Below are 21,161 nucleotides of genomic sequence, written 5' to 3'. Positions count from 1 at the left end.
GGTATCTATGCAGGGCGCAGGCGGCTGAAGCGGGATGTGTGGGCGCTGGCGAGTGGGTTCCCGGTCAGCCAGGCGTCGGCTCGGACGAGCTTGAGGGCAGCAGCGGTGAGCACGCATTGAAGGCGGGTCTTGTTTGGACCGATGTAGCGGCTTCTGCGCAGGCCGCAGCGGCGTAACCCTTGGGCGATGGTGCCTTCGACGCCAGCGCGGGGGGCCGAATTCGCCAACGGTGTCCCTCAAGGGACGCAATCACGCCCCGGGTGCCAGCCCGTGCACCGCCCTGAGTCACTGCACACGCAGGGCCGCCAGGGAGGGCTGCGCAAGGGCCACGGTCGCGAATGCACAGCCAATCGCGCGTACCTGTGCCGATGCCGGACCTGAGCGGACTGGTGGGTGACACGCCCTGGCCGACCAGTGCTCGCCACCAACGGCGAGCACTGGTCGGAGAAACAATGGACGGGAAAGGGCCGACGTTACTCACGAGAGCGGACGCTCACCCGGTTCACCCAGTTGGCGCGGCCCGAGTTGGCTCTCGCCCGCCCCGCACACGAGGCTGGTGGACAGCGTCCGGCTCCGCTGCCGCGGAAGTGGAAAGGGCTCCTGATGCGCCACTACCCGCCCACCGTCGATCACGGTCACGTCAGAGATCGGCGGACTTGCGCCCCGCTCTCCTCGGACCGTGTTCGCAACGGGCTCTGCTCACGACGCTTCGATGGTCCCGACGTCTTCGCCCCCTTTCTCGATCCGGCGTTCGCCGAGCAGGCACACGCCTTCCGCCGCGACCTCAGCGGCCGCCTTCGTCAGGGCGGCGCAGTCGGCGGCGAGCCGCTGAGGATCATGTACCGGGTGGATGGCGATCTCGTCCTTATCACAGCTACCACTGCCCTCGACGCCGGCGCGGCGGCGCGAACGTAGGGCCGGCGATACCGATGACCGAACCCGACGACGGGGACCTGTCCGCCACCGTGCTGGAAGCCCTGTTCACGCAGGCGCCCATAGGGTTGTACGTCTTCGATGAACAGCTTCGGGTCGTGCGCTACAACACCGCGGCGCGCGGAGTACGCGGCCTGCCCGGCAACGCGGTACTGGGGCGGGGGATCGACGAAGTCGCCGAGGGCTTCCACGACCCCGAACTCCCCGCACTGTGCCGCCAAGTGCTCGCGGGTGAAGGGCAGATCCGCGATCGCCTGATCCGCGGCCACCCTCGCGCTGACCCGGAGCGCGAAATGGTGGTCTCGGTGTCGGCGTTCCGCGTCCACCTCGGTGATGGGCCCGTCCTGGGCGTGGCCGTCGTCCAGGACATCACGGCGCGACAGCGGGCGGCCGACCGGCTCGACATCCTCCACGACGCCCACCGTTCCATCGGCACCAGCCTGGACATGGGGGTCACCGCGGACGCCCTCGGCGAGGTGGTGCTGGGCCGGTTCGCCGACGCGGTGACCGTGGACGTGCTGGACGACGCGCTGCGCGGCGCCGCCGTTTCCCCAGGCTCGGTAGATGCGGACGCGCCTTTGCGCCGACTCGCCTCCCGTTCGAGCCACGACAATGCGCGGCAAACCCCCGCGGGCGAGCTGACCACCTTTCCCTTCCCGACGCCGTTCACCCAGAGTCTGCAGGACGCCTCGCCACGGCTCGTCAGTCACCTTGCGCCGGACACGCCATGGCTGGCCACCGCTCCGGAACGGGCCCGGCACCTGACCGAGGCCGGCGTCCATTCCTTCCTGGTCACCCCGCTCGTGGTACGCGACACCGTTCTCGGCTTGGTCAGCTACTACCGCAGCCGTGACCCGCGCCCGTACGACGACGCGGACCTCGCCCTCGCCGAGCAGCTGTCCCAGCACACCGCGCTCAGCATCGACAACGCCCTCAGCTACGCCCGTGAACGGGCGATCGCGACCACCCTTCAACGGCGCCTGCTACCCGGTACCCCGCCCCGGCTGAGCACGGTCGACACCGCTGCCCTGCACCTGCCGGGCGCGGAGAGCGGTGGCGGCACCTGGTACGACGTCATCCCCCTGTCAGGTAGCCGGGTCGCGCTGACCGTCGGCACCGTCAACGGAAGCGGTATCGAGGTGGTCGCCGCGATGGGGCAGGTACGCATGGCCCTGGCTACGCTCGCGGTGCAGGATCTGGCGCCGGAGGAGCTGCTGGGGCGCCTGGACGATGCCCTCACCGCTCTGTCGCGGAACACAGGCGAGCCGGTCACCGCGTCGTGCCTGTACGCGGTGTCCGATCCCGTGACCCGCACGTGTATCGCCGCCGGCGCCGGACACTCCGCCCCCGTGATCGTCGGGCCGCTCGGCGAGCCCATCATCATGGAACCCCAGGTCGGACCCCTGCTCGGCACGGGCAGAGGCGGGTACGAGGCGGCCCGCGTCGACCTTCCTGACGGCAGCCTGCTGGCTCTTTTCACCAACGGTCTCATCCGCTCAGCGCCGAATTCAACGGACAGGCTGCACCGCGTACTGGGCCAACTCGACCACAGCCTGCACCAGTTGGCCGACGAAACGGTGTACGCCTTCATGCGAGGCCGGAACGAGGACGACGCCGTCCTGCTGCTCGCCCGCACCCGAGGGCTGGACGAGAACCACCTCGCAGAGTGGACTCTGCCCGGCGATCCGGCCGTTGTCGGAACCGCACGGCGTCTGGCCGAACACCAGCTGTCCGCCTGGGCGTTGGACGACCTGTCCTTCACCACGGAGCTGATCGTCAGTGAACTGGTCACCAATGCCATCCGCTACGGCCGTCCCCCGATCCGGCTCCGCATGATCCGCGACCGCAGTCTCCTGTGCGAGGTGTCCGACGCCAGCAGCACCGCACCGCACCTGCGTCACGCCCGCGCCCACGACGAGGGTGGACGCGGACTGGACATCGTTGCTCAGCTCGCCGCCCGGTGGGGGACCAGGTTCGGGCGCCAGGGCAAGACCATCTGGTGTGAGCAGGAGTTGGTCGGCGGGCAGTGACTCAGCCAACCGACATTGTGTGTGCGTGCCCGGTGTCGCCTCAGCAAGCACCAGCCTCCGGGGCAGTACCGGATCGGGGCGCACGCCGAGTCGCTCCAGCACGTGCGGCGGCGCATCCGCGATCCACTCGCCAACCGCCAGCAGCGAGGTCGCGCCGGCCAATACCGCGCACGCGGTCAGCGTGAGCACGACGGCCAGGGCATGGCGCACGCCGCGCGGATCGCGCGGATCCGGCACCAGTGAAAACGACCGTGTACCACCTGATGCAACCGAACCGAACACGCCGGACACCACGGCATTCCGCCGCCAAGTCTCCGATGGGCTGATTGCTCGGATTCACGATCTCCAGCCGAGGCGTCGCCCGGCCATCATGCAGTGATGACCGTGAGGCGCTGACACGCACTTCGATCATCGATGCCTGGATGCGCTCCTCTCGCCGTTCCAACTTTCTCTCCCGGGCTTCGACGTGTCCCTCGCGAACGTCGAGAGCCGCCGCACGCGCCACTTGATGCCGGTGAGCCAAGAAGCTCACCACCACTGCCCCGAGAGCGACGAGCGAGCTGAACGCGGCTATTACTGAGTTTCTCGTTAGTTCTGTGGTAGTTAGGCATGGATTGTCAGTCCAGTGTGCGTGAGGAAAGACCACGGGAGTTGCTCGCTGGAGCAGACTCGGTGGATGCCGCGTTCGGCCGCGTCAGCGACATCTGCAAGGTGGTCACCGGCAAGGTTGGCCAGCTCGCAGGTCTTGATGGCCGACCGCAGCAGTTCGACCGGGTTGAGTTCGGGCGCGCGTAGGCCGGCAGCCGCTCCAGCGTCAGCCAGTCCTGCTCGGCCAACAACTCAACCGCCCGCATGCGACGGGCCTCGGCCAACTGCGGCCGCGTCAGCGGTGGAACACAGATGCTGGAAACAACGGCTTGCGACTCGGAAGACACGCCAACATGCTCACACCCCCCAAGCTCCTGCACCCACAGAACTAACGAAAAACTCAGTAGGGCGGACGCTGTCCGTCGTGCGCCTCCTTTCTCCGCGGTGCCCTTCCCGCCACGGCGACGGATGTCAAAGCTGGGTCGCCTGATCGATGAGTCGTTGGAGATACAACCCACGTGCCGCATCGAGTTCCGTCGAGCGGCCGGTGCGTACAGCGGTGGCGAAGGCCCTGCGCAAGATCGGCCAGCACTCCTCATGGTCGATCTCGGCAGTGTCATAGACCAACGGGGGTTCAGCGCCGAAGAGTTCGACGCGGGTGACGGAGCGGGGCACGGCGACGACCCCCGACAGCGAAGCCTGACTAACCGCGCCGTTGTCGTGTTCGCAGCTGAGTTCGATCCAGCGGCGGGAGTCTCCGGTGCTGCGGATGCTCGTGATGGGGCCGACTGCGGTGTCCAGCAGGTCGATCAGATGGGGCCCAAGGTCGAGCAGTGCTCCGTGCTCCAGGCGCCAGCCGGTGGCGAAGTCGCCGCCGAGGAAGGCGCCGTGGAGGTAGCAGGAGCGCGCTCCCGTGATGTGTCGAGTGCGTGCGGCATCAAGGAAGGCGACGGTAGTCGGGTGATAACGCTTAGTGAGAACCAGTTGGGAGACCACGCCAGAGGACAGGACGGCGTCGGCGACGCGTTGGGCGGAGGGCAGGTCCGGCCCAAGGGGCTTTTCCAGCAGCACAGCCTTGCCTCGCTTGGCCGCGAGGGGCGCCAGTTGGGCTTGCACCGAGGGCGGTACGGCGAAGGCGACGGCTTCGCACTGGTCGAGCAACTCGTCGAAGGATGCGGCGGAGCGGGCTCCGTGGAGGGTGGCGAGCTGTCTGGCTGCTTCGGGCCGCCGCGCCCACACGGCGGTGAGGCGCGTCTCGGGGCCGGCGGCAAGCATGCGGGCGTGCATGGCGCGGGCCCAGGGGCCCGCGCCGACGAGGCCAACATCGACGGGTTTGTGCGGCCATAGGTCGGTTGAGCTGTTCACGGTGTTCCTGGAGGGCTGCGGGCGCCGCTTGTCGGTCAACGAGGTCGCGGACGCGGGCGGTTCAGAGGGCGAGGCGCGCGAGACGGGTGTCGGCTCGGGCTGGGGAATAGAGGAACTCGGTGACCATGGATCCGGCTCCGATGATTCCTGCGTGGTCACCCAAGCGGGAGGTGACGACCTGAAGGTTGGCGGTGGCACGAGGGAAGGCGCGCTGGTAGAGCAGTTCGCGGACCCCGGTCATGAAAGGGGCGCCGGAGAGATCGCCCGCGATCATGAGGACGCCGGGGTTGAGGAGAGTCACCACGGTCACCAGCACCTCACCGGTGCGCCGTCCCGCCTCACGGGCGAGACGAATGGCGTCCGGATGGCCCTCGCCGAGCAGGCGTTTGACGTCGGATGCGGACGTCGCGTCGGTGCCGAGGCCGGAGAGCTCGTTGGCGAGGGCGCGGCCGCTGGCCACCGCGGCCAGGCAGCCGTGGGAGCCGCACATGCACAGGGCGTCGGGCCGGTCGTGCAGGCGGATGTGGCCGATGTCGCCCGCCCCGCCGTCGATGCCGCGGTAGACCGTGTCGCCCACGACGACGCCGGCGCCGATGCCGGTGGAGACCTTCACGAGGACGAAGGCGGTGCAGTCCCGGTGGTTGGCCTGGTGTTCGGCCAGCGCCATGAGATTGGCGTCGTTGTCCACGAAGACGGGGACGGGGCCGCCTCCGGCGTCGGAGTGGACGTGGTCGGCGTAGGCCCTCTGCATGCGTTCGCGGATCGGGTACCGGTCCCAGCCCGGCATGATCGGCGGCTCTACGACCTGGCCCGTCTCCCAGTCCACGGGACCGGGGACGGACATTCCGATCCCGCAGACGTGGGAGGCGTCGACGCCGGCTGCGGTGATCAAGTCGGGGAACCAGCGGGCCAGTTGGTCCAGCACCACGTCTGGGCCGTCGCTGATCTGCAGGGGCCTGGTTTGCTCGGCGAGGAGGGTGCCGGCGAGGTCGAGGATGGCGGCGCGGGCGTGCCGGGTCTCCAGGTCGACGGCGATGACGGAGGCGTGAGTGGGGTCGAAGACGATCTTCTGGGAGGGTCGGCCGCCGGTGGACGAGCCGGTGGTGTGCTTGAGCCAGCCGGCCCGGTTGAGGAGGTCGAGTCTCTGGCCGATGGTCGATCGGGAAAGTCCGGTGACCTGCTGCAGATCGGCGCGGGTGTTGGCGCGGCCGCTGCGAATGAGCTGCAGCAGTTCGCCCGCGCTGATCTGGTTCGGTGTCAGCATCAGGTCCTCTGTAGGTTCAGCTCTTGTCGGCACCGCTGGTCAGTCCTTCGGTGAGCAGGCGTTCGGCTGCGAAGAACAGGAGTACCACGGGAATCGTCAGCACCACGGAGCCTGCCATCAATACGGTCTTGGGCACCTCGACGCCGTTGGACAACTGGGCCAGGCCCAAGGAAACCGTCCACTTGTCGGGGTTGGCGGCCAGGAAGAGCAGAGCGAAGAGGAACTCGTTCCAGGCGATCATGAAGACGTACAGCCCGGTGGCCATGAGGGAGGGCAGGGCGAGCGGCAGGATCACCTTGCGGACGGTCTGAAGGCGGCTGCAGCCATCGAGTGCCGCTGCCTCCTCGATGGAGGAGGGAATGGTGACGAGGTAGTTCTTCAGCATGTAGATCGACACCGGCACGGTCTGGGCGACGTAGACGATGGCGAGTCCGACCAGGCTGGAGGACAGGTGCAGCTTGGCGAAGATGACGAACAGCGGGACGGCCAGCAGGGTCGCCGGGAAGAGATAGACGGCCAGGAAGAGCGCACTGACCTGGCGGTGGCCGAAGAACTTCAGCCGGCTGACCGCGTAGGCGCCGGGCACCGCGGCCAGCAGGGTCAGGGCAACCGTGCCGAGCGACACCAGCGCGGAGTTGAGCAGGAACTTCACGAAGCCCTGTCCGCCGTCGTCGGTGGAGCGCAGCACGTCGCGGTAGGTGGTCAGGGTGAAGTCCTTCGCCGACACCCACAGCGAGCCCGGGTCGAGCAGCAGGGCGTCGATGGGTTTCAGCGACAGCAGCAGCATGTAGTAGAAGGGCAGCAGGGTGATCACTGCGAGGAAGGCGATGACGATCCAGCGCAGTACGCCGAAGAGGCGGTCCTCGAACTGAGCGCGCGTCATCACGCCTCCTCCTGAACCTTGTTGGCGAAGAACTTGAAGTAGAAGCCCAGAAGGATCATGAGCGAGGCGGCCAGGACCAGGGCCTGCGCGGCGGCCGCTCCCACGTCGTAGCGGGCGGTGAGGAAGTCGTAGACGCGTACGGCCGCGACGTTGGTGCCCGCTCCGCCGCCGGTGAGCAGGTAGACGTCGTCGAACTTGTTGAAGGTCATGATGAAGCGCAGCACGCACAGCAGGGCGATGACCGGCATCAGCTGCGGCAGCAGGATGTGGCGGAAACGCTGCGTAGGAGTGGCGCCGTCGACCAGTGCGGCCTCTTCCAGCCCGTCGGGGACGGCCTGGAGGCGGGCCAGGATGAAAAGGAACGCGAACGGGAAGTAGCGCCAGCACTCGAAGGCGATGACGGTCAGCAGCGCCAGCGGAATGTCGAAGTGCAGGCCCGGCAGGTGGACTTCGTACTGGCGGGTGGACAGGAAGGCGATGGGGTCGTCCCAGCCGAACAGCCGGCGGCCCCAGTCATTGACCACGCCGTACTGCGGGCTGAGGGCGACCTCCCAGACGAAGGCGACGGCGACGACGGGCGCGACGTAGGGCAGCAGCATCGCCGCGCGCAGCAGTCCGCGACCCTTGAACGGTTTGCGCAGGGCCAGCGCGGCGATCAACCCGAGGACGACGGAGCCGAGGGTGGCGCCGGCGGTGTAGATCAGGGTGGTGGTCAGGCTCTGCCAGAAGCCGGCCGAGGCGAAGACCTGGGTGAAGTTCTGAAGGGTCCAGTTGCCGAACAGGCCCATGCCCTGGATGTCGACCAGTTTGGCGTGCTGGAAGGCGAGCAGCACGGTCCAGGCGATGGGCAGGATCACCACCACGAGGACCACGGCGAACGTGGGCGAGACGAACGCCAGGCCCGCGCGGTTGGCGCGGCGGCTCGCGGTCATCGGGCGGCGACGCTCGGCGGGCCGGTCCGCGGACCTGGTGCGGGTGTCCCGGCGCTGCGGTGCGCCGGCTGGTGCTGTAGTCATGAAGGGACCTTTGTGACGTGCATGCGGGCGGCTACTGGAGGGACTTCTGCAGGGCGGCGACGTCGTCGTCGGCTTCGTGGGCCGCCTCGGAGGGGGAGATCTGTCCACTGGTCATCGCGCCGATGGCCTTGGGGACCGGCAGTTCGCCGTTGGTGGCGCCGACGAGGGCTCCCTCGCCCTGGGTGATGCCCCAGCGCCGCATGTGGCTGACGCCGGCGGCGAGCTGGTTGAGCAGGCTCGGCGGGTAGACCTGGTCGAAGGGCTTCTTGGTGTCGACGCCGATCTTGCTGTGCCGCCAGGTGTCGAGGTAGCGCCGGGGCTGTGCGGCGGTGCCGTCACGGACGGGGATTTTGCCCTCGGGTGCCATGCCGAACCACGACTCGTAGCCCGTGCCCATCATGTATTCGATGAACTCGCGCGAGGCGGCGGTCTCGGCGGTCTTCGTGGTCACCCACGAGGTGATCTCGCCGAACTGGGCCGGCTCGGCGGCGCCGGGGCCCTTCATCGCGGTGACGATGCCGCTGTTGTGCGACAGGTACTGCGGGTCCTTCTTGCACTGCGGGCAGCTGGGCAGGGCGTCCTTGCGCAGTCCGGCGAGTTCGTCCAGCAGGAACGAGGACCAGACGATCATCGAGGACTGGCCGGCGAAGTAGGTCGCGCGGGTGGAGTCCACGGTCTGGGTGCCCGGGGCGCCGTAGGTGCGGGCGAGTTCGTCGTACGTCGAGAACGCGTCGCGGCAGCGGGAGGAGTTCAGGGCGACCGTGTGGTGGTCGTCGACGAGCTGGCAGTCGTTGGCCAGGGCGAGGCTCTCGAAGCTCTGCGAGGTGAAGACGTCACTGGGGTCGGTGGCCGCGGACATGCCGTAGCGGCCCTTGGTGGTGAGCGCCTTGGCCGCGGCGGTCGCCTTGGCGTAGGTGTCCGGGGCGGGCAGGTCTTTGTCGCCGAGCTGATCGTTGCGGTAGACCAGCAGCTGCAGCCAGGCGTCGGACGGCACACCCAGGCTGGTGGCGCCGTCGGAGGTCAGTTGCAGGGCGTTGGTGTTGAAGGTCTTGCGCCCCAGCTCGCCGATGATCCGGTGGGGGATGTCGGTGTTGAGCAGGCCGTTGCTGTACATCTGCCAGACCTGGCCCATCGGGGCGGCGCCGATGACGTCGGGCAGCGTGCCCGAGGCGGCGGCCGACATGATCAGTTGGGGCATCTGGCCCTCGTCGACTCCGACGAGATGGACCTTGATGCCGGTCCTCTTCTCGAAACCCTTGATGATCTTCTGGGTGACCGCGACGCGGTCCGGGAGGTTCTCCTGGGACCAGACGGTGATCTCCCGGTCGGGTTTTCCGGGTCCCGTGCTGCTGGAGCAACTGGTGAGCAGCCCGACTGTCAGGGCTGCCGTGATGCCCACCGCGATCGCGCTGGATCGCCGGCTCTTGGTGCGCATTGCGTGTCCTCGTTCCGACTTACGTCTACTGCCCAGGCATCTCAGCATCACTTTTGCTTGTTGACAAGACATAAGTTGTGGTTATTGTCGACACAACCGCACCCGCAACCCTTCCGGAGTCATCCGTGGAACGCGTCGTCCAATTCACCGGCCCTCGCCAGGTGGAGGTAACCGAGCAGGCCAGAGCCGAACTGCCCGCCGGTCACCTCAGAGTCCGCACCCGCTACTCGGGCATCTCGGCCGGAACCGAACTCACGGCCTACCGCGGCACCAACCCGTACCTGACGCGCACCTGGGACCCCGAGGCACGCCTGTTCCGCGACGGCGCGGCCGGCATCCAGTACCCGGTCGCCGGCTGGGGCTACTCCGAGGTCGGCGAGGTCGTCGAGGTCGCCCCCGACCTCGACGGCACCCCCGGCCTGCCCGAGCCCGGCGACCAGGTATGGGGCATCTGGGGCCACCGCAGCGAAGGCGTCGTCCCGGCCGAGCGCATGGTCGGCCACACCCTGCCCGCCGGACTCGAACCGCTGGCCGGCGCCTTCGCCCGCGTCGGCGCCATCGCCTACAACGCCGTCCTGGCCGGCGACATCCACCTCGGCGAGGACGTCGCCGTCTTCGGGCAAGGCGTCATCGGACTGCTCACCACCCGGCTCGCCCAGCTCAACGGCGCCCGCGTCACCGCCGTCGACGCCCTCGACGGCCGCCTGGAGACCGCCAAGCACTACGGCGCCCAGCACACCCTCAACGCCCGCACGGACGCCGTGGCCGAACGCATCCGCGAGACCACCGGCGGCGTCGGCGCGGACCTCGCCATCGAGATCAGCGGCGCCTACCCCGCGCTGCACGAGGCCCTGCGCTCGGTCGCCGCCGGCGGCCGCGTGGTGGCGTCCGGCTTCTACCAGGGCGACGGCATCGGCCTGCGCCTGGGCGACGAATTCCACCACAACCGCGTCCAGCTCGTGTGCTCACAGATCGGCGGCGTGCCCCCGCAGCTGTCCCACCGCTGGAGCGTGGAACGCCTCCAGCAGACCTTCCTGCGCCTGGTCGCCGAGGGGCAGGTGGACATCGGCTCACTCGTCAGCCACGTCGTCCCAGCCGCCGACGCCGCCGAGGCGTACGTGCTGCTGGACGAGCGCCCCGCCGAGGCGCTGCAGGTCGTGCTGGAATTCTGAACGTTTCGAAAGGCCCCCTCATGCTCAAGACCGCCGCGCAGGAGCAACTCCTGCCCGGAGACACCCTGCAGGCCAAGTGGGAGTTCGCCCAGGAAGCGGGCTACGGCGCCATCGAACTGCGCGGCAAGGGCGACCTCCACTTCGCCTCCCGCCTCGAGGAGCTGCGCCAGGCCCGCAAGGACGGCGTGGTCATGCCCACCGTGTGCGTCGACATGCTGCACTTCTTCGGCGCCTTCGACGCGGACCGGCGGCGCGACGCGATCGCCCAGATGAAGTCCCAGCTCACCGTGATCGCCGAGATCGGCGGTCTCGGCGCGCAGACGCCCGCCTCGTACGGCATGTTCTCCCGCCGCCTGCCGCCCTTCGAACCTCCACGCAGCGAGACGGAGGACCGCGAGATCCTGCTGGCAGGCCTGGCCGAACTGGGCGAGCACGCCCGCAAGGAGGGCGTCACGCTCTTCCTCGAACCCCTCAACCGGTACGAGGACCACATGGTCAACCGCCTGGAACAGGCCGCCGACCTGATCCGCACCACCGGCCTGGACTCGGTCCGCATCGGCATCGACAGCTACCACATGAACATCGAGGAGACCGACCCCGCCGCCGCGATCCTCGCGCACGCCGACGTCATCGGACACGCCCAGGTCTCCGACTCCAACCGGTTCCAGCCCGGCGCGGGCCACCTCGACTGGCCCGCCTGGCTCGGTGCCCTGCACACCATGGACTACCCCGGCTACCTCGCCCTCGAATGCCGACTGACCGGTGACCCCGCAGAGGCCGTCCGCTCCGTCCCCGCATTCCTCAAGAGGTCCGGCGCGTGAAGTCCCTCCTGGACCGGCCCGCGCCCACCACCACCGCAGCCCTGACACTGCGGCGGGGTGCGGCGCGGGTCCTACTCGACAACTGGACCGGCACGTCCACCGTGCCCTCCCGCACCCTCTACCCGCACCAGTGGAGCTGGGACTCCGCCTTCATCGCCATCGGCCTGCGCCACCTCTCCTCACGCCGCGCACAGCAGGAACTGGAATCCCTGCTGGCCGGACAGTGGGACGACGGACGCATCCCGCACATCGTCTTCAACCCGGCACTGCCCCACGACGCCTACTTCCCGAGCCCCGACTTCTGGCGCTCCTCCACCGCCGGACGACAGGCGGGCGCGCCGGCGGCCCCGGAGACCTCCGGCATCGTCCAGCCACCGGTACACGCGCTGGCAGCCTGGCTCGTGCACCGTGCCGACCCCGCGGAATCCCGCCGGCGAGGCTTCCTCGCCCGGGTCCTGCCGCGGCTCGCGGCCTGGCACGACTACCTCCTTGCCCACCGCGACCTCGGTGGCGACGGACTGGCCGCCGTGGTCCACCCCTGGGAACCCGGCATGGACAACAGCCCCTGCTGGGACCAGGCACTGCACCGCGTCGAGCCCGCCGCGCCCGACGCCTTCCAGCGGGCGGACCTCGACCACGGCCACCCCGCCGACCGGCCCACCGACCTCGACTACGGCCGCTACGTCAGCCTGGCGACCGACTATCGCGACGCCAGCTACGACGACGAGACGACCAGGTTCGCCTTCGCCATGGAGGACCCGAGTTTCAACGCCCTGCTGATCGCCAGCGAACGAGCCCTCGCCGCCATGGCGCGGGAAACGGGAGCGGACGCCACCGCCCATGCCCGGCGCGCCGACACGCTCACCCGGCACCTGGTGATGCGCCTGTGGGACGAGAAGGCGGGCATCTTCCGGACGCGTGACGTGCTGACCGGCGCCCTGGTCGACGAGCGCAGCGTCAGCGGCCTCATCCCGCTCATCGTCCCGCACCTGCCGGAACACATCGTCGGCCGTCTCGTCGCCACCCTCAACGGACCGCACTTCAGCGCACCGGCCACCCACCTGGTCCCGAGCTACGACCTGCACGGCCACGCCTTCGACGCCCACCGCTACTGGCGCGGCCCCGCCTGGTTCAACACCGCCTGGCTGATCCACCGGGGTCTGCACACGCACGGCCGCATCCAGCAGGCCGCGGACCTGCGGCAGGGCTTCGTCACCGAGGCCGGGGCAACCGGCTTCGCCGAGTACGTCGACCCCGCCTCCGGCGACCCGCGCGGCGCCCGGCACTTCTCGTGGACCGCCGCGCTCACACTCGACCTGCTGTGCGCCGACCCCAAGGAGCCCACCCCATGACCCCGGCCGACGACCGCGTCCAGCTGGTCCGGGACGCCACCTTCGCCCGCCTCGACGCCGGTGGCGACATCAGCGGAATCCGGGGCACCGCACCCGACGGGCTGTTCCTGCGCGACGCCCGTCACCTCAGCCGCTGGCAGCTGACCGTAGACGGCACCGAGCCGGAAGCACTGGTGCCCGCCACCGCCGACACCGACGACACGGCCACCTGCGTCCTCACCCCGCAGGGCACCCGCGACAACCCGCCCGCCTACACCGTCTTCCGCGAACAGACCGTGTGCGCAGGCACGTTGACCGAACACCTCCGGCTGGTCAGCAACCGCCCCGACCCTGTCACCGCCCGCGTCGACCTCGCCGTCGACGCCGACTTCGCCGACCTCTTCGAACTTCGGGCCGACGACCGCCACTACGCCAAACCCGGCGCCCGGCACGAGACCCGTCGCACCGCCGAAGGCCTGCACTTCGCCTACCGGCGCGAGGACTGGCACTCCCGCACCACGGTCACCTGCGATCCCGCCCCGACCACCGTCGAGGACGACCCCGGCACTACCGCACGGATCCTGAGCTGGGAACTGGCACTCGCCGCGCAGGCAGAAGCCCACCTCCACCTCACCGTCCAGGCCCAACCTCACGGATTGCCGCATCCCAAACCCGTCTTGTCACGGCCACGGCCCAGCACCGCACCGGCCGCCGACGACCTGGACCGCAGCTGCGAGCGGGGCCTGCGCGACGTGGATCTGCTCACCATCACCGTCACCGGGGTCGACGGCGAGGCGGTCCACGTTCCCGCCGCGGGCATTCCCTGGTTCCTCACCCTGTTCGGCCGGGACTCCCTGCTGACGTCGTACTTCCTCCTGCCGTACCGTCCCGAGACGGCCGCCGCGACCCTAAGCGCGCTCGCCGCCACCCAGGGCCGGGCACACGACCCGAGCAGCGGAGAACAGCCCGGCCGCATCGTCCACGAGACACGCCATGGCGAGCTCGCACACTTCCGCCAGATCCCCTACGGCCGCTACTACGGCGCCGTCGACGCCACTCCGCTCTTCCTCGTCCTGCTCCACGCCCACCACGAGACGACCGGCGAACGCGCCCTAGCCGTACGGCTGGAACAGCATGCCCGACAAGCCGTTGACTGGATGCTCAACGACGGAGGCATCGGCAAACACGGCTATCTCGTCTACCAGCCCGACCCGAACGGCCTGGTCAACCAGAACTGGAAGGACTCCGCGGGTGCCATCTGTTGCACAGACGGCACACAGGCCCAAGGCCCCATCGCCGTCTCGGAAGCGCAGGGTTACGCCTACGACGCGCTGGTGCGCACGGCCCGGCTGGCCGCCGACGTCTGGCAGGACAAGACCTACGCGCGGCGCCTGCGCCACATCGCTGCGGAACTGCGCGAGCGCTTCCTCAACGACTTCTGGATGCCGGCCGCCGACTTCCCCGCCCTCGCCCTGGACGGCCATGGCAGCCAGGTCAACGCCCTGGCCTCGGACGCGGGGCACCTGCTCTGGTCGGGCATCCTCGACGACGAGCACGCCCGCCGGATCGGACAGCGCCTGCTGCAGCCGGACTTCTTCTCCGGCTGGGCGATCCGCACCCTGGCCGCCGGACAGAAGCCCTACCACCCGCTGTCCTACCATCGCGGCAGCGCCTGGCCCCACGACAACGCCCTGATCGTGCTGGGGCTGGCCCGCCATGGACTCGCCGACGAAGTACGGACGGTGACCCAGGGACTCGTCGCGCTGGCGGCCCAGAACGACTACCGGCTGCCGGAAGTGCTGGCCGGCTACGACAAGGGTTCCACCTGCCGCCCGGTGCCCTATCCCCATTCCTGCTCGCCCCAGGCTTGGGCAGCGGCGACACCATTGGCGTTGCGCACGGCCCTGCGAGCGACGGGACAGGCATGACCCGTCGGTGTCCGGCCAACACACCATCAGTGCGATGAACACCCGCTCCCCGCAAACCGACCTGCCACCGCACCCCCCACGAGAGGGGCGATGACGAGCACCAAGCCCAAAACCCCCGCGAAAGCGACTGCCACCGCGTCCGATGCGTGGACATCGGGATCGCTGAAGACCGTGAAGTCGAGAATCCAAAGGCACGGCCCCACAGCGCCACACGCTGCCAGTAGCCAGTAGGCACGAGCACGCAGCCCTGCGCCACCGGCCGGAGAACACGCCGGCACTGGGCGAGCAGGTTTACCGCCTCGACCCGTACTGCGTCGAGGCCCGGCTGATGGCCGGCGACGGGTTCGCGGCCGCGGGCGAGTGGCGGGAGGCGGCCCGCTGGTACGTTCACGCCGGCGAACTCGGAACGGCGGCAGGAGCCGTGGGCTGGTTCCGCGCCGCCCAGTCCACGACGCCGCGGGCGACCATATTGAGGCGCTCAACGCCATGGCGCACTGCCTGGAGTTGGACCCCACCGCGGTCGAACCCCGCGCGTACTTGACGAACTCCGTGTCGAGACACTTCTCCGTCGGCAGCCAGAAGTCAGGCAGGTACGTTTTCGCGGGCCGCGTGAGCCCATGTGTCCACGAGTCGAGGCCCGTCACCTCACCGCCAACGTGGTTGGGCGTCATCGTCAGGTCTCCGTGGGCTCCTGATCGTCGTGTTCTTGCTCCTGCGCCCAGATGGCCGCCCATTCGTCGAGCGGACGGAGGGCGTGACCGAGTGCTGTCCCCAGCCGAGTGAGCTCGTATCCGTCGGCCGAAGGGGCGATGATCCCGCTCGATGCGAGTTCGCGGAGCCGCTGGTAGAGGACGCTGGATGACAGGCCCTCACACCGTGCCAGCAGTGCGCGGGCGCCGAGCGGGCCCGAACGGAGCTCCCAGAGAATTCGCAGCGCCCACCGGCGGCCGAACAGGTCCATCGCGGCCATGATCGGTCGACCGGTCGTCGATCCACGAACCGGCGCTCCTGGGCGCGGCGTTGGCATACGCCTCCTTGTGTTTCGCTATTCGAAACACTAACATCCATCCAGCGTTTCTAATTTCGAAACGAGCTCGACGGGAGAGCCGATGTCGCGGATAGCCCTGCTGGAACCGCCGTATACCGACCAGGTCGGCGCACTGCTCGCGCGCATGATGCCCGGAGAGGCCCCACCGATCGGGCTGTTCCGGATGTTCGCCAGAAACCTCCCGATGGCCGGCGCCATGCACGGGTGGGGTCGCTACGAGTTGAGTCGGCAGCTGACGCTGACCATGCGGGAACGCGAGATCGTCATCGACCGGACGTGCGCGCTGTGCGGCTGCGAGTACGAGTGGGGCGTGCACATGTTGACGTTCGCCGAGCGAGTCGGCCTCACTCACGAGCAGGCGACTTCGCTGGTGCACGGCGGTCCCGCCGACGAATGCTGGACATCCGAGCCGGAACGGCTGCTCATTCTCGCTGCCGACATGCTGCATGAGCGTTCCGACGTCGATGACGCGTTGTGGGCACGGCTTACCTCGGTCTTCGACGAGCTCCAACTGCTCGACCTGCTCCTGCTGTGTGGGTGGTACCACGCCGTCAGCTTCGCCGCCCGCACTGCTCGCATACCGCACGAGCCCGGCGCACCACGCTTCGCCGACTTCCCGCCCCGCACTCGATGACGCGCCCTACCCGGCCTGCCGGCCACGACGACCTGCCCGTCACGATCGTCCACGCATGCCTACGTGAGGGGCGTGGAGGCAGTCCGACGGCGGTCGTGGACGAGACGCCCTGGAGGCGGGCCGGCAGAGCGTTAACCGATGGCGAGCGCCGCCTCGTGCCTGCCCTGGTTGGCGCCTCGCACGCCGTCTTCCTCTCGGATGACCGCGATCCGGCAGACGGGAGGGGGAATAGACAGCCCGTGCTCCAGGTGCGCTTCTTCACTCCCGAGACGGAACTGCCCGCGTGCGGTCACGGCACTATGGCGGCGCTGGCCTTCCTCTCGGCGCGTACCGGCGACAGGAAGTATCACGCCGAGCTGTGGGCCTCCGGACGGGCCATCAAGGGCCGTGCCGTCCGCCGGGTTTCATCATCCATCGACGTCACCTTCAGGGCGGGGCCTGTGCACCTGCGTCAGCCAACGGGTGTGGAACTCTCGCTACTACTCCCCGCTTTGGGTCTCACGGCGCCGGCCACCGCCGGTGCTTGCATTGCGACACTGGGACGCCCACGGCTAGTTGTCCCCGTCCCCACCGAGCGCGCGCTCGCCGCCCTGGCTCCGGCTCCCGACCAGCTCGCCGCCGCCTGCAACCGGCTAGGTCTGCTGGGCTGCTTCGTCCACTCCACGGTATCGGCCGCGGTCCGGACTACTGCCCGCATGTTCGCACCGTCGATCGGCGTCCCCGAGGACATCGCCAACATCAACAGCTGTGCTTGCCTGGCAGCCCACCTGCTCGCCCGTCACGGCACCACCCGGATTGCCGTCGACATGGGCGACGCCCTGGGCCGCCCCTCCTCTGTCAGCACTGCCGCACGCCACAACCCGCCGAGTCCGCTAGTCGACGTCATCGGTACCGCGAGAATCGGGCGAGTCGCCTGTCTGCCGATGTCTGGGTAGGGACCTGCGCTCCACGCTCCATGATTCTGACAAATGACCAGATACGAGAGTTCTACGAGCCCTCTGGAGGTGATCACGATTTACATGAATGCTTGAAGGCCTTCGTTTCCGTCTCCGGCACGTTCCCCCCTCGCCGAAGGCGCCCGAGGCGCTGAAGAAGACTTCGCCGGGACGCGAACCGGCAGCCGCGGGTGGCAGAGCCGAACCAGGCCGGATCAGCACGTCCTCACAAATGCCCGGTACTCCGTCGCCGGGATCGAGCAATCTGAGCGTCAATTGGAAGTCGGACATGTCCGGCCAAACACAGGAGGTTCCATGGCCAAGGGCTACTGGGTCAGTGTCTACCCCGCCATTTCCGACCCTGAGAGGCTGACTGCTTACAACAAGCTGGCCGGTCCGGCTGTCCGGGCTGCGGGCGGGCGCGTCCTGTCCCGTGGCGGCCGAGTCGTCGCCCACGAGGCCGGAATCACGCAACGCGTCGTTCTGATCGAGTTCGACAGCTTTGAACAGGCCGTCGCGGCATACGAGAGCGAGGCATACCAGAAGGCGCTGGTGGCCCTCCCCGACGGCTTCGAGCGCGACTTCCGCATCATCGAAGGCATCGACTGACCGACGGGCTCGGTCATCGCTTGAATCATCTGCAGGACCCGAACGGCGCGTCCCCCGCGCCTGGCGGGCGCGGAGGCAGGCGGGCGACCACGTCGCCAGCCTCGGCCTGCTGCGTCAACAGTGAGCGCAGCCGTTCGATCTCGTCGTACTGGGCAGCCCACCGGGAAATCGCCAGGGTCCGGAACTCGGCCAGTTTCGCCACCTCGGCGTCCCGACGGGCGACCCGGTTCGTCAGTTCGGCGTTCTGCTTCTTGAGACGCTCAAGCTGTGCCGCGCGGGGTCTATGATCTCGCCCGCGTCCTGCAGCGCCTGGACACGAGCCGTGAACTCCTCGGCCAGGTGCTGGTAGGCGCCGGGCCGACTAGTGCCGTCACGGTTTCGCTTCGGGTAAAAGCCGGTGCGGGTCACGCCCGCGAACTCGGCAAGGGACTGCAGATCGGCCTTGGCTCCAGGCGGGAGATCACCTCGCAGGATCCGCTCCATCGCTGCCCATAGGGCCGCTTCGTTGCTTTCCTTGTCCTGAGCGTTCAACCGGGGCACGTCACGCCTTCCCTTCCGACATGGCGGCGTCGAGGTCGGTGGCCACGCGAAGGGCTCGCTCACGCTCGGGGATCAGGCGCTGCCGCTCGCCGCGGGGCACCCGTGGGCTCTCGATGAACACGGTGAGCGAGGCAGCTCGCCCCGCCCTCACCGGCTGGTGGCAGGGGTGGTGCGTGGCCTGCGGACAGCGCGCCGAGTCGCACATCCCCACCAGCGGCTTCGTCGCCTTCGGGGTCGCGGCGAGCCGGAGGACGACGAGGACCGACGGCCAGCACACCCGACCGCCCCTGCCACTCCTTGCCCCCACGCGGGGCCTGGCAGCCGACTTGTTGTGACGCCTTCGCGGCAGACATCACGGCAAGTCGGGTGCACTCTCCTGGGCGGGGACCTTGGATACCGCGTGATCCGGATCGCCGGCCGGGGCAGCGGCACGCAGGGCCGCTTCGACCCGGCGGTTGCTGGTCATGGATGCCGTGACGACCGTCATGGCCAGGAGGAGGCCGGCGGCGGCGTAGAGCGGGGTGCGGATGTCGTAGGTGGTGGCCAGCCAGCCGCCGAGGAAGGCGCCGAGGGGGGCGGCGCACATGGCCAGCATGCGGGAGGTGGAGGCGACCCGGCCCATGAGGTGGGTCGGGACGATCGCCTGCCTCAGGGAGGGCCCGAGCACCATCGTGGCGCCCATGCCGGCCCCGCAGACGGCGAGCGCGAACCCGGCCGCGTACGGGTTCGGGGCAGCGGCAAGCCCGAGGATGGCAAGCCCTTCGCCTGCGGCCGTGCAGGTCAGTGCGGTGCCGGTGCCGAGTCGTCGGCCAAGGCAGGAGGCGATGCCTGCACCGAGCAGACCGCCGGTGGCCTCCGCCGTGAGGAGCAGGCCGAAGCCGTAGGTGTCGATGCCGAGGCGGTCGTGCGCGAAGAGGGCGAGGACAGTCTCCACGGCGAGGAAGGCGATGTTCCCAACCGCCGGGCGGAGCGCGAGCCCGAGCAGCACCCGGTCGCGGAAGACGTACGAGGCTCCGGCCCGCGCCTGCCGAAGCAGCGACTCGCGGACCTCCGATACCGGCCGCGGCATGGCGGGCAGCGTACGGACCAGCAGTGCGGAGAGCAGGAACGACACCGCGTCGGCGAGCAGCGGAACCGCCCGCCCGAGCGCGAGCAGCGCACTGCCCGCAGGCGGGCCCGCGAAGCCGGACATGGCGGTCTGGGCGCCGCGCAGGCGGGAGTTGGCGCGCTCCAGGAGCGCGGGGTCGCGGCCGAGCAGGTCCGGCAGGTAGGCCGTGGCGGCCGTGTCGAAGAAGAGTCCGCCGAGGCCGAGGAGGAAGGCGACGGCGGCGAGCAGTGCAATGCTCAGCACGTCGAGTGCGGCTGCCGTTGCCGGTATCGCGAACAGCACCGCACGCGCCGCGTCCGTGACCCACATCGTGCGCCGACGGTCCCAGCGGTCCACCAGAGCACCGCCTAGGACCCCGAAGAGCAGCCACGGCAGCGTCCCGGCGGCGGTGACGACGGCGAGCGCCATCGGATCCCGTGTCAACGTCAGCGCGATCAGCGGCAGCGCGGCATGCGACACTCCGTCACCGAGCGAGGACACGCTCTGCGCCGTCCACAGCCTTCCGAATCCGGTCGGCAACGTCCGTATATCTGAGGTCACTTGGCGTCCCCCTCGGCCTGGTCGCGCGGGGCCGGGTGGAACAGTGCGAAGACGAGGGACGCGTCCGGCAGCGACGGATCGGACAGCTCCCGGTACTCGTCCGCCAGTGCCTCTAGCCGCGCGCCCAGTTGCGCGAACTGCTCCTCGGTGAGCCGTAGATGCGCCATCCGTACGTGCCGCTCGCCGCCCTTCGCCGACGCCTCCAGGTCCGCCACCGCATGGCGCATCAGCACATCCGGCCCTCCCTCGCCCGGATCCGGCAGCACGATCGCCCGGGCGGCCATCGCGTAGTACCGCTCGGTGACACCCCGCACCTTGCGCGTCCGTACCACCTTCACGAGGCCGGCCCGTTCCAGCAGCCGCACGTGATAACTGGAACTCCCCTTGGCCAGGCCCATCCGTTCCGCGATCTGCGTAATCGTCGCCGGCTCGAAGCGGAGCACCGCCATGATCCGGTGGCGCGTGAGATTGGAGACCGCGCGCAACTGCTCGTCCGTGGTGACATGAAACGCCTCAGGAAGATCATCGGTAGCCATACGAGCAATGGTCAACGATTCTTGACCATTGCGCAAGGGGATGCGCACGACCCACCAGAATCCGCCGCCCTGCGCGCGAGACCCTCCGCCACAGCCCCCACCCGCCGCCGGCCCGGGGAGCCGTCAAGAAACCTCTGATCCCGGCCAACTCGGCGTCCGACAGCGCTGCTTCACCGACCTGCGCCAACCCGGCGGCGGATCGGCACTGCCGCCCGGCACCGGCCCGCCCGCTCCCGGCCCGGCCCGGCCGCTGGCGCTGGTGGATGCCTGTACGGCGGCCACCAAGCCGCCTCCCCAGGCCGGGGCGTGACGCCCCATCTTGGTGTGGATTCCCCGGCGTTCGGCACGTGGCCGGCCAGGGCCCCGCACAGCCGCGGGGGGTAAGAGTCGCGTCAAACAACTGCGCGCTGCAGCCGCCCTGGTGATCCTGGCAAGGGGCCGGCGT

20 protein-coding genes and 2 pseudogenes are annotated in these 21,161 nt (G+C 69.2%); 10 read left to right on the top strand and 12 right to left on the bottom strand.

Annotated elements, in window-relative coordinates:
• Window positions 1-5 precede the first annotated feature (5 nt).
• Window positions 6-209: pseudogene (locus tag ACIBN2_RS44135) on the bottom strand (transposase); the annotation flags it as partial.
• Window positions 210-603: 394 nt separating this feature from the next.
• Here ACIBN2_RS44135 and ACIBN2_RS44130 point away from each other — a divergent pair.
• The gene (locus tag ACIBN2_RS44130) at window positions 604-915 is read left to right on the top strand and encodes a hypothetical protein (RefSeq protein WP_399143428.1); all 312 of its coding nucleotides are present in this window, start codon (window positions 604-606) and stop codon (window positions 913-915) included.
• A gap of 14 nt (window positions 916-929) precedes the next feature.
• Window positions 930-2,963, top strand: coding sequence for a SpoIIE family protein phosphatase (locus ACIBN2_RS44125; protein ID WP_399143427.1), 2,034 nt, complete (start codon window positions 930-932; stop codon window positions 2,961-2,963).
• A gap of 117 nt (window positions 2,964-3,080) precedes the next feature.
• Here ACIBN2_RS44125 and ACIBN2_RS44120 read toward each other — a convergent pair.
• A pseudogene (locus ACIBN2_RS44120) lies at window positions 3,081-3,152 on the bottom strand (hypothetical protein); the annotation flags it as partial.
• Window positions 3,153-3,635: 483 nt separating this feature from the next.
• On the opposite strand from ACIBN2_RS44120, the gene ACIBN2_RS44115 reads away from it, so the two are divergent.
• Window positions 3,636-3,758: a hypothetical protein gene (locus ACIBN2_RS44115; protein ID WP_399143426.1), complete on the top strand. Its 123-nt coding sequence runs from the start codon at window positions 3,636-3,638 to the stop codon at window positions 3,756-3,758.
• A gap of 264 nt (window positions 3,759-4,022) precedes the next feature.
• Here the strand turns inward: ACIBN2_RS44115 and ACIBN2_RS44110 are convergent, their stop codons facing one another.
• The 5 genes from ACIBN2_RS44110 to ACIBN2_RS44090 all read right to left on the bottom strand — a co-directional run bounded on the left by ACIBN2_RS44110 (window position 4,023) and on the right by ACIBN2_RS44090 (window position 9,514).
• Window positions 4,023-4,916 carry a Gfo/Idh/MocA family protein gene (locus tag ACIBN2_RS44110; protein ID WP_399143425.1) on the bottom strand — a complete coding sequence of 298 codons (894 nt, stop codon included), beginning with the start codon at window positions 4,914-4,916 and terminating at the stop codon, window positions 4,023-4,025.
• Between the two features lie 61 nt (window positions 4,917-4,977).
• Window positions 4,978-6,180, bottom strand: a complete 1,203-nt coding sequence (locus ACIBN2_RS44105; RefSeq protein WP_399143424.1) for an ROK family protein — start codon at window positions 6,178-6,180, stop codon at window positions 4,978-4,980.
• Window positions 6,181-6,196: 16 nt separating this feature from the next.
• Complete coding sequence (locus ACIBN2_RS44100; protein WP_399143423.1) at window positions 6,197-7,063, bottom strand: carbohydrate ABC transporter permease; 867 nt, start codon at window positions 7,061-7,063, stop codon at window positions 6,197-6,199.
• Complete coding sequence (locus ACIBN2_RS44095; protein ID WP_399143422.1) at window positions 7,063-8,079, bottom strand: carbohydrate ABC transporter permease; 1,017 nt, start codon at window positions 8,077-8,079, stop codon at window positions 7,063-7,065. The genes ACIBN2_RS44100 and ACIBN2_RS44095 overlap by 1 nt, the downstream gene beginning before the upstream one ends.
• A 31-nt stretch (window positions 8,080-8,110) precedes the next feature.
• On the bottom strand, window positions 8,111-9,514 hold the full coding sequence (locus tag ACIBN2_RS44090) for an ABC transporter substrate-binding protein (RefSeq protein WP_399143421.1): 1,404 nt from the start codon (window positions 9,512-9,514) through the stop codon (window positions 8,111-8,113).
• A 125-nt stretch (window positions 9,515-9,639) separates the two neighbouring features.
• On the opposite strand from ACIBN2_RS44090, the gene ACIBN2_RS44085 reads away from it, so the two are divergent.
• Genes ACIBN2_RS44085 through ACIBN2_RS44070 form a run of 4 tightly spaced genes read left to right on the top strand, consistent with a single transcriptional unit; the run spans window position 9,640 to window position 14,766 of the window.
• The gene (locus ACIBN2_RS44085; protein WP_399143420.1) at window positions 9,640-10,686 is read left to right on the top strand and encodes a zinc-binding alcohol dehydrogenase; all 1,047 of its coding nucleotides are present in this window, start codon (window positions 9,640-9,642) and stop codon (window positions 10,684-10,686) included.
• 20 nt (window positions 10,687-10,706) lie between these two features.
• On the top strand, window positions 10,707-11,507 hold the full coding sequence (locus tag ACIBN2_RS44080; protein ID WP_399143419.1) for a sugar phosphate isomerase/epimerase family protein: 801 nt from the start codon (window positions 10,707-10,709) through the stop codon (window positions 11,505-11,507).
• Entirely contained in the window at window positions 11,504-12,859 is a 1,356-nt protein-coding gene (locus tag ACIBN2_RS44075) for an MGH1-like glycoside hydrolase domain-containing protein (RefSeq protein WP_399143418.1), read from the top strand. Before ACIBN2_RS44080 ends, ACIBN2_RS44075 begins: the two co-directional genes overlap by 4 nt.
• On the top strand, window positions 12,856-14,766 hold the full coding sequence (locus ACIBN2_RS44070) for a glycogen debranching N-terminal domain-containing protein (RefSeq protein WP_399143417.1): 1,911 nt from the start codon (window positions 12,856-12,858) through the stop codon (window positions 14,764-14,766). Before ACIBN2_RS44075 ends, ACIBN2_RS44070 begins: the two co-directional genes overlap by 4 nt.
• Before the next feature lie 673 nt (window positions 14,767-15,439).
• Here the strand turns inward: ACIBN2_RS44070 and ACIBN2_RS44065 are convergent.
• The gene (locus ACIBN2_RS44065; RefSeq protein WP_399143416.1) at window positions 15,440-15,736 is read right to left on the bottom strand and encodes a winged helix-turn-helix transcriptional regulator; all 297 of its coding nucleotides are present in this window, start codon (window positions 15,734-15,736) and stop codon (window positions 15,440-15,442) included.
• Between the two features lie 139 nt (window positions 15,737-15,875).
• Between ACIBN2_RS44065 and ACIBN2_RS44060 the strand changes: the two genes are divergently transcribed.
• The 3 genes from ACIBN2_RS44060 (at window position 15,876) to ACIBN2_RS44050 (ending at window position 17,992) form a co-directional block, all read left to right on the top strand.
• Window positions 15,876-16,448 carry a carboxymuconolactone decarboxylase family protein gene (locus ACIBN2_RS44060; protein WP_399143415.1) on the top strand — a complete coding sequence of 191 codons (573 nt, stop codon included), beginning with the start codon at window positions 15,876-15,878 and terminating at the stop codon, window positions 16,446-16,448.
• A complete protein-coding gene (locus tag ACIBN2_RS44055; RefSeq protein ID WP_399143414.1) occupies window positions 16,445-17,383 on the top strand; it encodes a PhzF family phenazine biosynthesis protein in 939 nt (312 codons plus the stop codon). The genes ACIBN2_RS44060 and ACIBN2_RS44055 overlap by 4 nt, the downstream gene beginning before the upstream one ends.
• A 315-nt stretch (window positions 17,384-17,698) precedes the next feature.
• Window positions 17,699-17,992 (top strand): DUF1330 domain-containing protein, encoded by a 294-nt coding sequence (locus ACIBN2_RS44050; protein ID WP_399143413.1) that lies wholly within the window; start codon window positions 17,699-17,701, stop codon window positions 17,990-17,992.
• 231 nt (window positions 17,993-18,223) lie between these two features.
• On the opposite strand, the gene ACIBN2_RS44045 is transcribed toward ACIBN2_RS44050, so the two are convergent.
• The 4 genes from ACIBN2_RS44045 to ACIBN2_RS44030 all read right to left on the bottom strand — a co-directional run bounded on the left by ACIBN2_RS44045 (window position 18,224) and on the right by ACIBN2_RS44030 (window position 20,716).
• Window positions 18,224-18,532 carry a hypothetical protein gene (locus tag ACIBN2_RS44045; protein WP_399143412.1) on the bottom strand — a complete coding sequence of 103 codons (309 nt, stop codon included), beginning with the start codon at window positions 18,530-18,532 and terminating at the stop codon, window positions 18,224-18,226.
• A 1-nt stretch (window position 18,533) separates the two neighbouring features.
• Complete coding sequence (locus tag ACIBN2_RS44040) at window positions 18,534-18,809, bottom strand: hypothetical protein (protein WP_399143411.1); 276 nt, start codon at window positions 18,807-18,809, stop codon at window positions 18,534-18,536.
• Between the two features lie 75 nt (window positions 18,810-18,884).
• Window positions 18,885-20,159: an MFS transporter gene (locus ACIBN2_RS44035; protein WP_399143438.1), complete on the bottom strand. Its 1,275-nt coding sequence runs from the start codon at window positions 20,157-20,159 to the stop codon at window positions 18,885-18,887.
• A gap of 17 nt (window positions 20,160-20,176) precedes the next feature.
• Window positions 20,177-20,716, bottom strand: coding sequence for an ArsR/SmtB family transcription factor (locus tag ACIBN2_RS44030; RefSeq protein WP_399143410.1), 540 nt, complete (start codon window positions 20,714-20,716; stop codon window positions 20,177-20,179).
• Between the last annotated feature and the right edge of the window lie 445 nt (window positions 20,717-21,161).

It is taken from the genome of Streptomyces sp. NPDC050534, from assembly GCF_044457745.1.
Classification (GTDB): Bacteria; Actinomycetota; Actinomycetes; order Streptomycetales; family Streptomycetaceae; genus Streptomyces.
Note: the sequence above shows the minus strand (reverse complement) of the source record. Positions and strands in the feature narration are given on the sequence as shown.

Excerpts from the sequence above, each read along its gene's own strand:
- ACIBN2_RS44130 (WP_399143428.1), top strand. The coding sequence starts at position 604 with ATGCGCCACTACCCGCCCACCGTCGATCACGGTCACGTCAGAGATCGG.
- ACIBN2_RS44125 (WP_399143427.1), top strand. The coding sequence starts at position 930 with ATGACCGAACCCGACGACGGGGACCTGTCCGCCACCGTGCTGGAAGCC.
- ACIBN2_RS44105 (WP_399143424.1), bottom strand. The coding sequence starts at position 6,180 with ATGCTGACACCGAACCAGATCAGCGCGGGCGAACTGCTGCAGCTCATT.
- ACIBN2_RS44100 (WP_399143423.1), bottom strand. The coding sequence starts at position 7,063 with ATGACGCGCGCTCAGTTCGAGGACCGCCTCTTCGGCGTACTGCGCTGG.
- ACIBN2_RS44095 (WP_399143422.1), bottom strand. The coding sequence starts at position 8,079 with ATGACTACAGCACCAGCCGGCGCACCGCAGCGCCGGGACACCCGCACC.
- ACIBN2_RS44090 (WP_399143421.1), bottom strand. The coding sequence starts at position 9,514 with ATGCGCACCAAGAGCCGGCGATCCAGCGCGATCGCGGTGGGCATCACG.
- ACIBN2_RS44080 (WP_399143419.1), top strand. The coding sequence starts at position 10,707 with ATGCTCAAGACCGCCGCGCAGGAGCAACTCCTGCCCGGAGACACCCTG.
- ACIBN2_RS44070 (WP_399143417.1), top strand. The coding sequence starts at position 12,856 with ATGACCCCGGCCGACGACCGCGTCCAGCTGGTCCGGGACGCCACCTTC.
- ACIBN2_RS44065 (WP_399143416.1), bottom strand. The coding sequence starts at position 15,736 with ATGGCCGCGATGGACCTGTTCGGCCGCCGGTGGGCGCTGCGAATTCTC.
- ACIBN2_RS44060 (WP_399143415.1), top strand. The coding sequence starts at position 15,876 with ATGTCGCGGATAGCCCTGCTGGAACCGCCGTATACCGACCAGGTCGGC.
- ACIBN2_RS44055 (WP_399143414.1), top strand. The coding sequence starts at position 16,445 with ATGACGCGCCCTACCCGGCCTGCCGGCCACGACGACCTGCCCGTCACG.
- ACIBN2_RS44050 (WP_399143413.1), top strand. The coding sequence starts at position 17,699 with ATGGCCAAGGGCTACTGGGTCAGTGTCTACCCCGCCATTTCCGACCCT.
- ACIBN2_RS44030 (WP_399143410.1), bottom strand. The coding sequence starts at position 20,716 with ATGGCTACCGATGATCTTCCTGAGGCGTTTCATGTCACCACGGACGAG.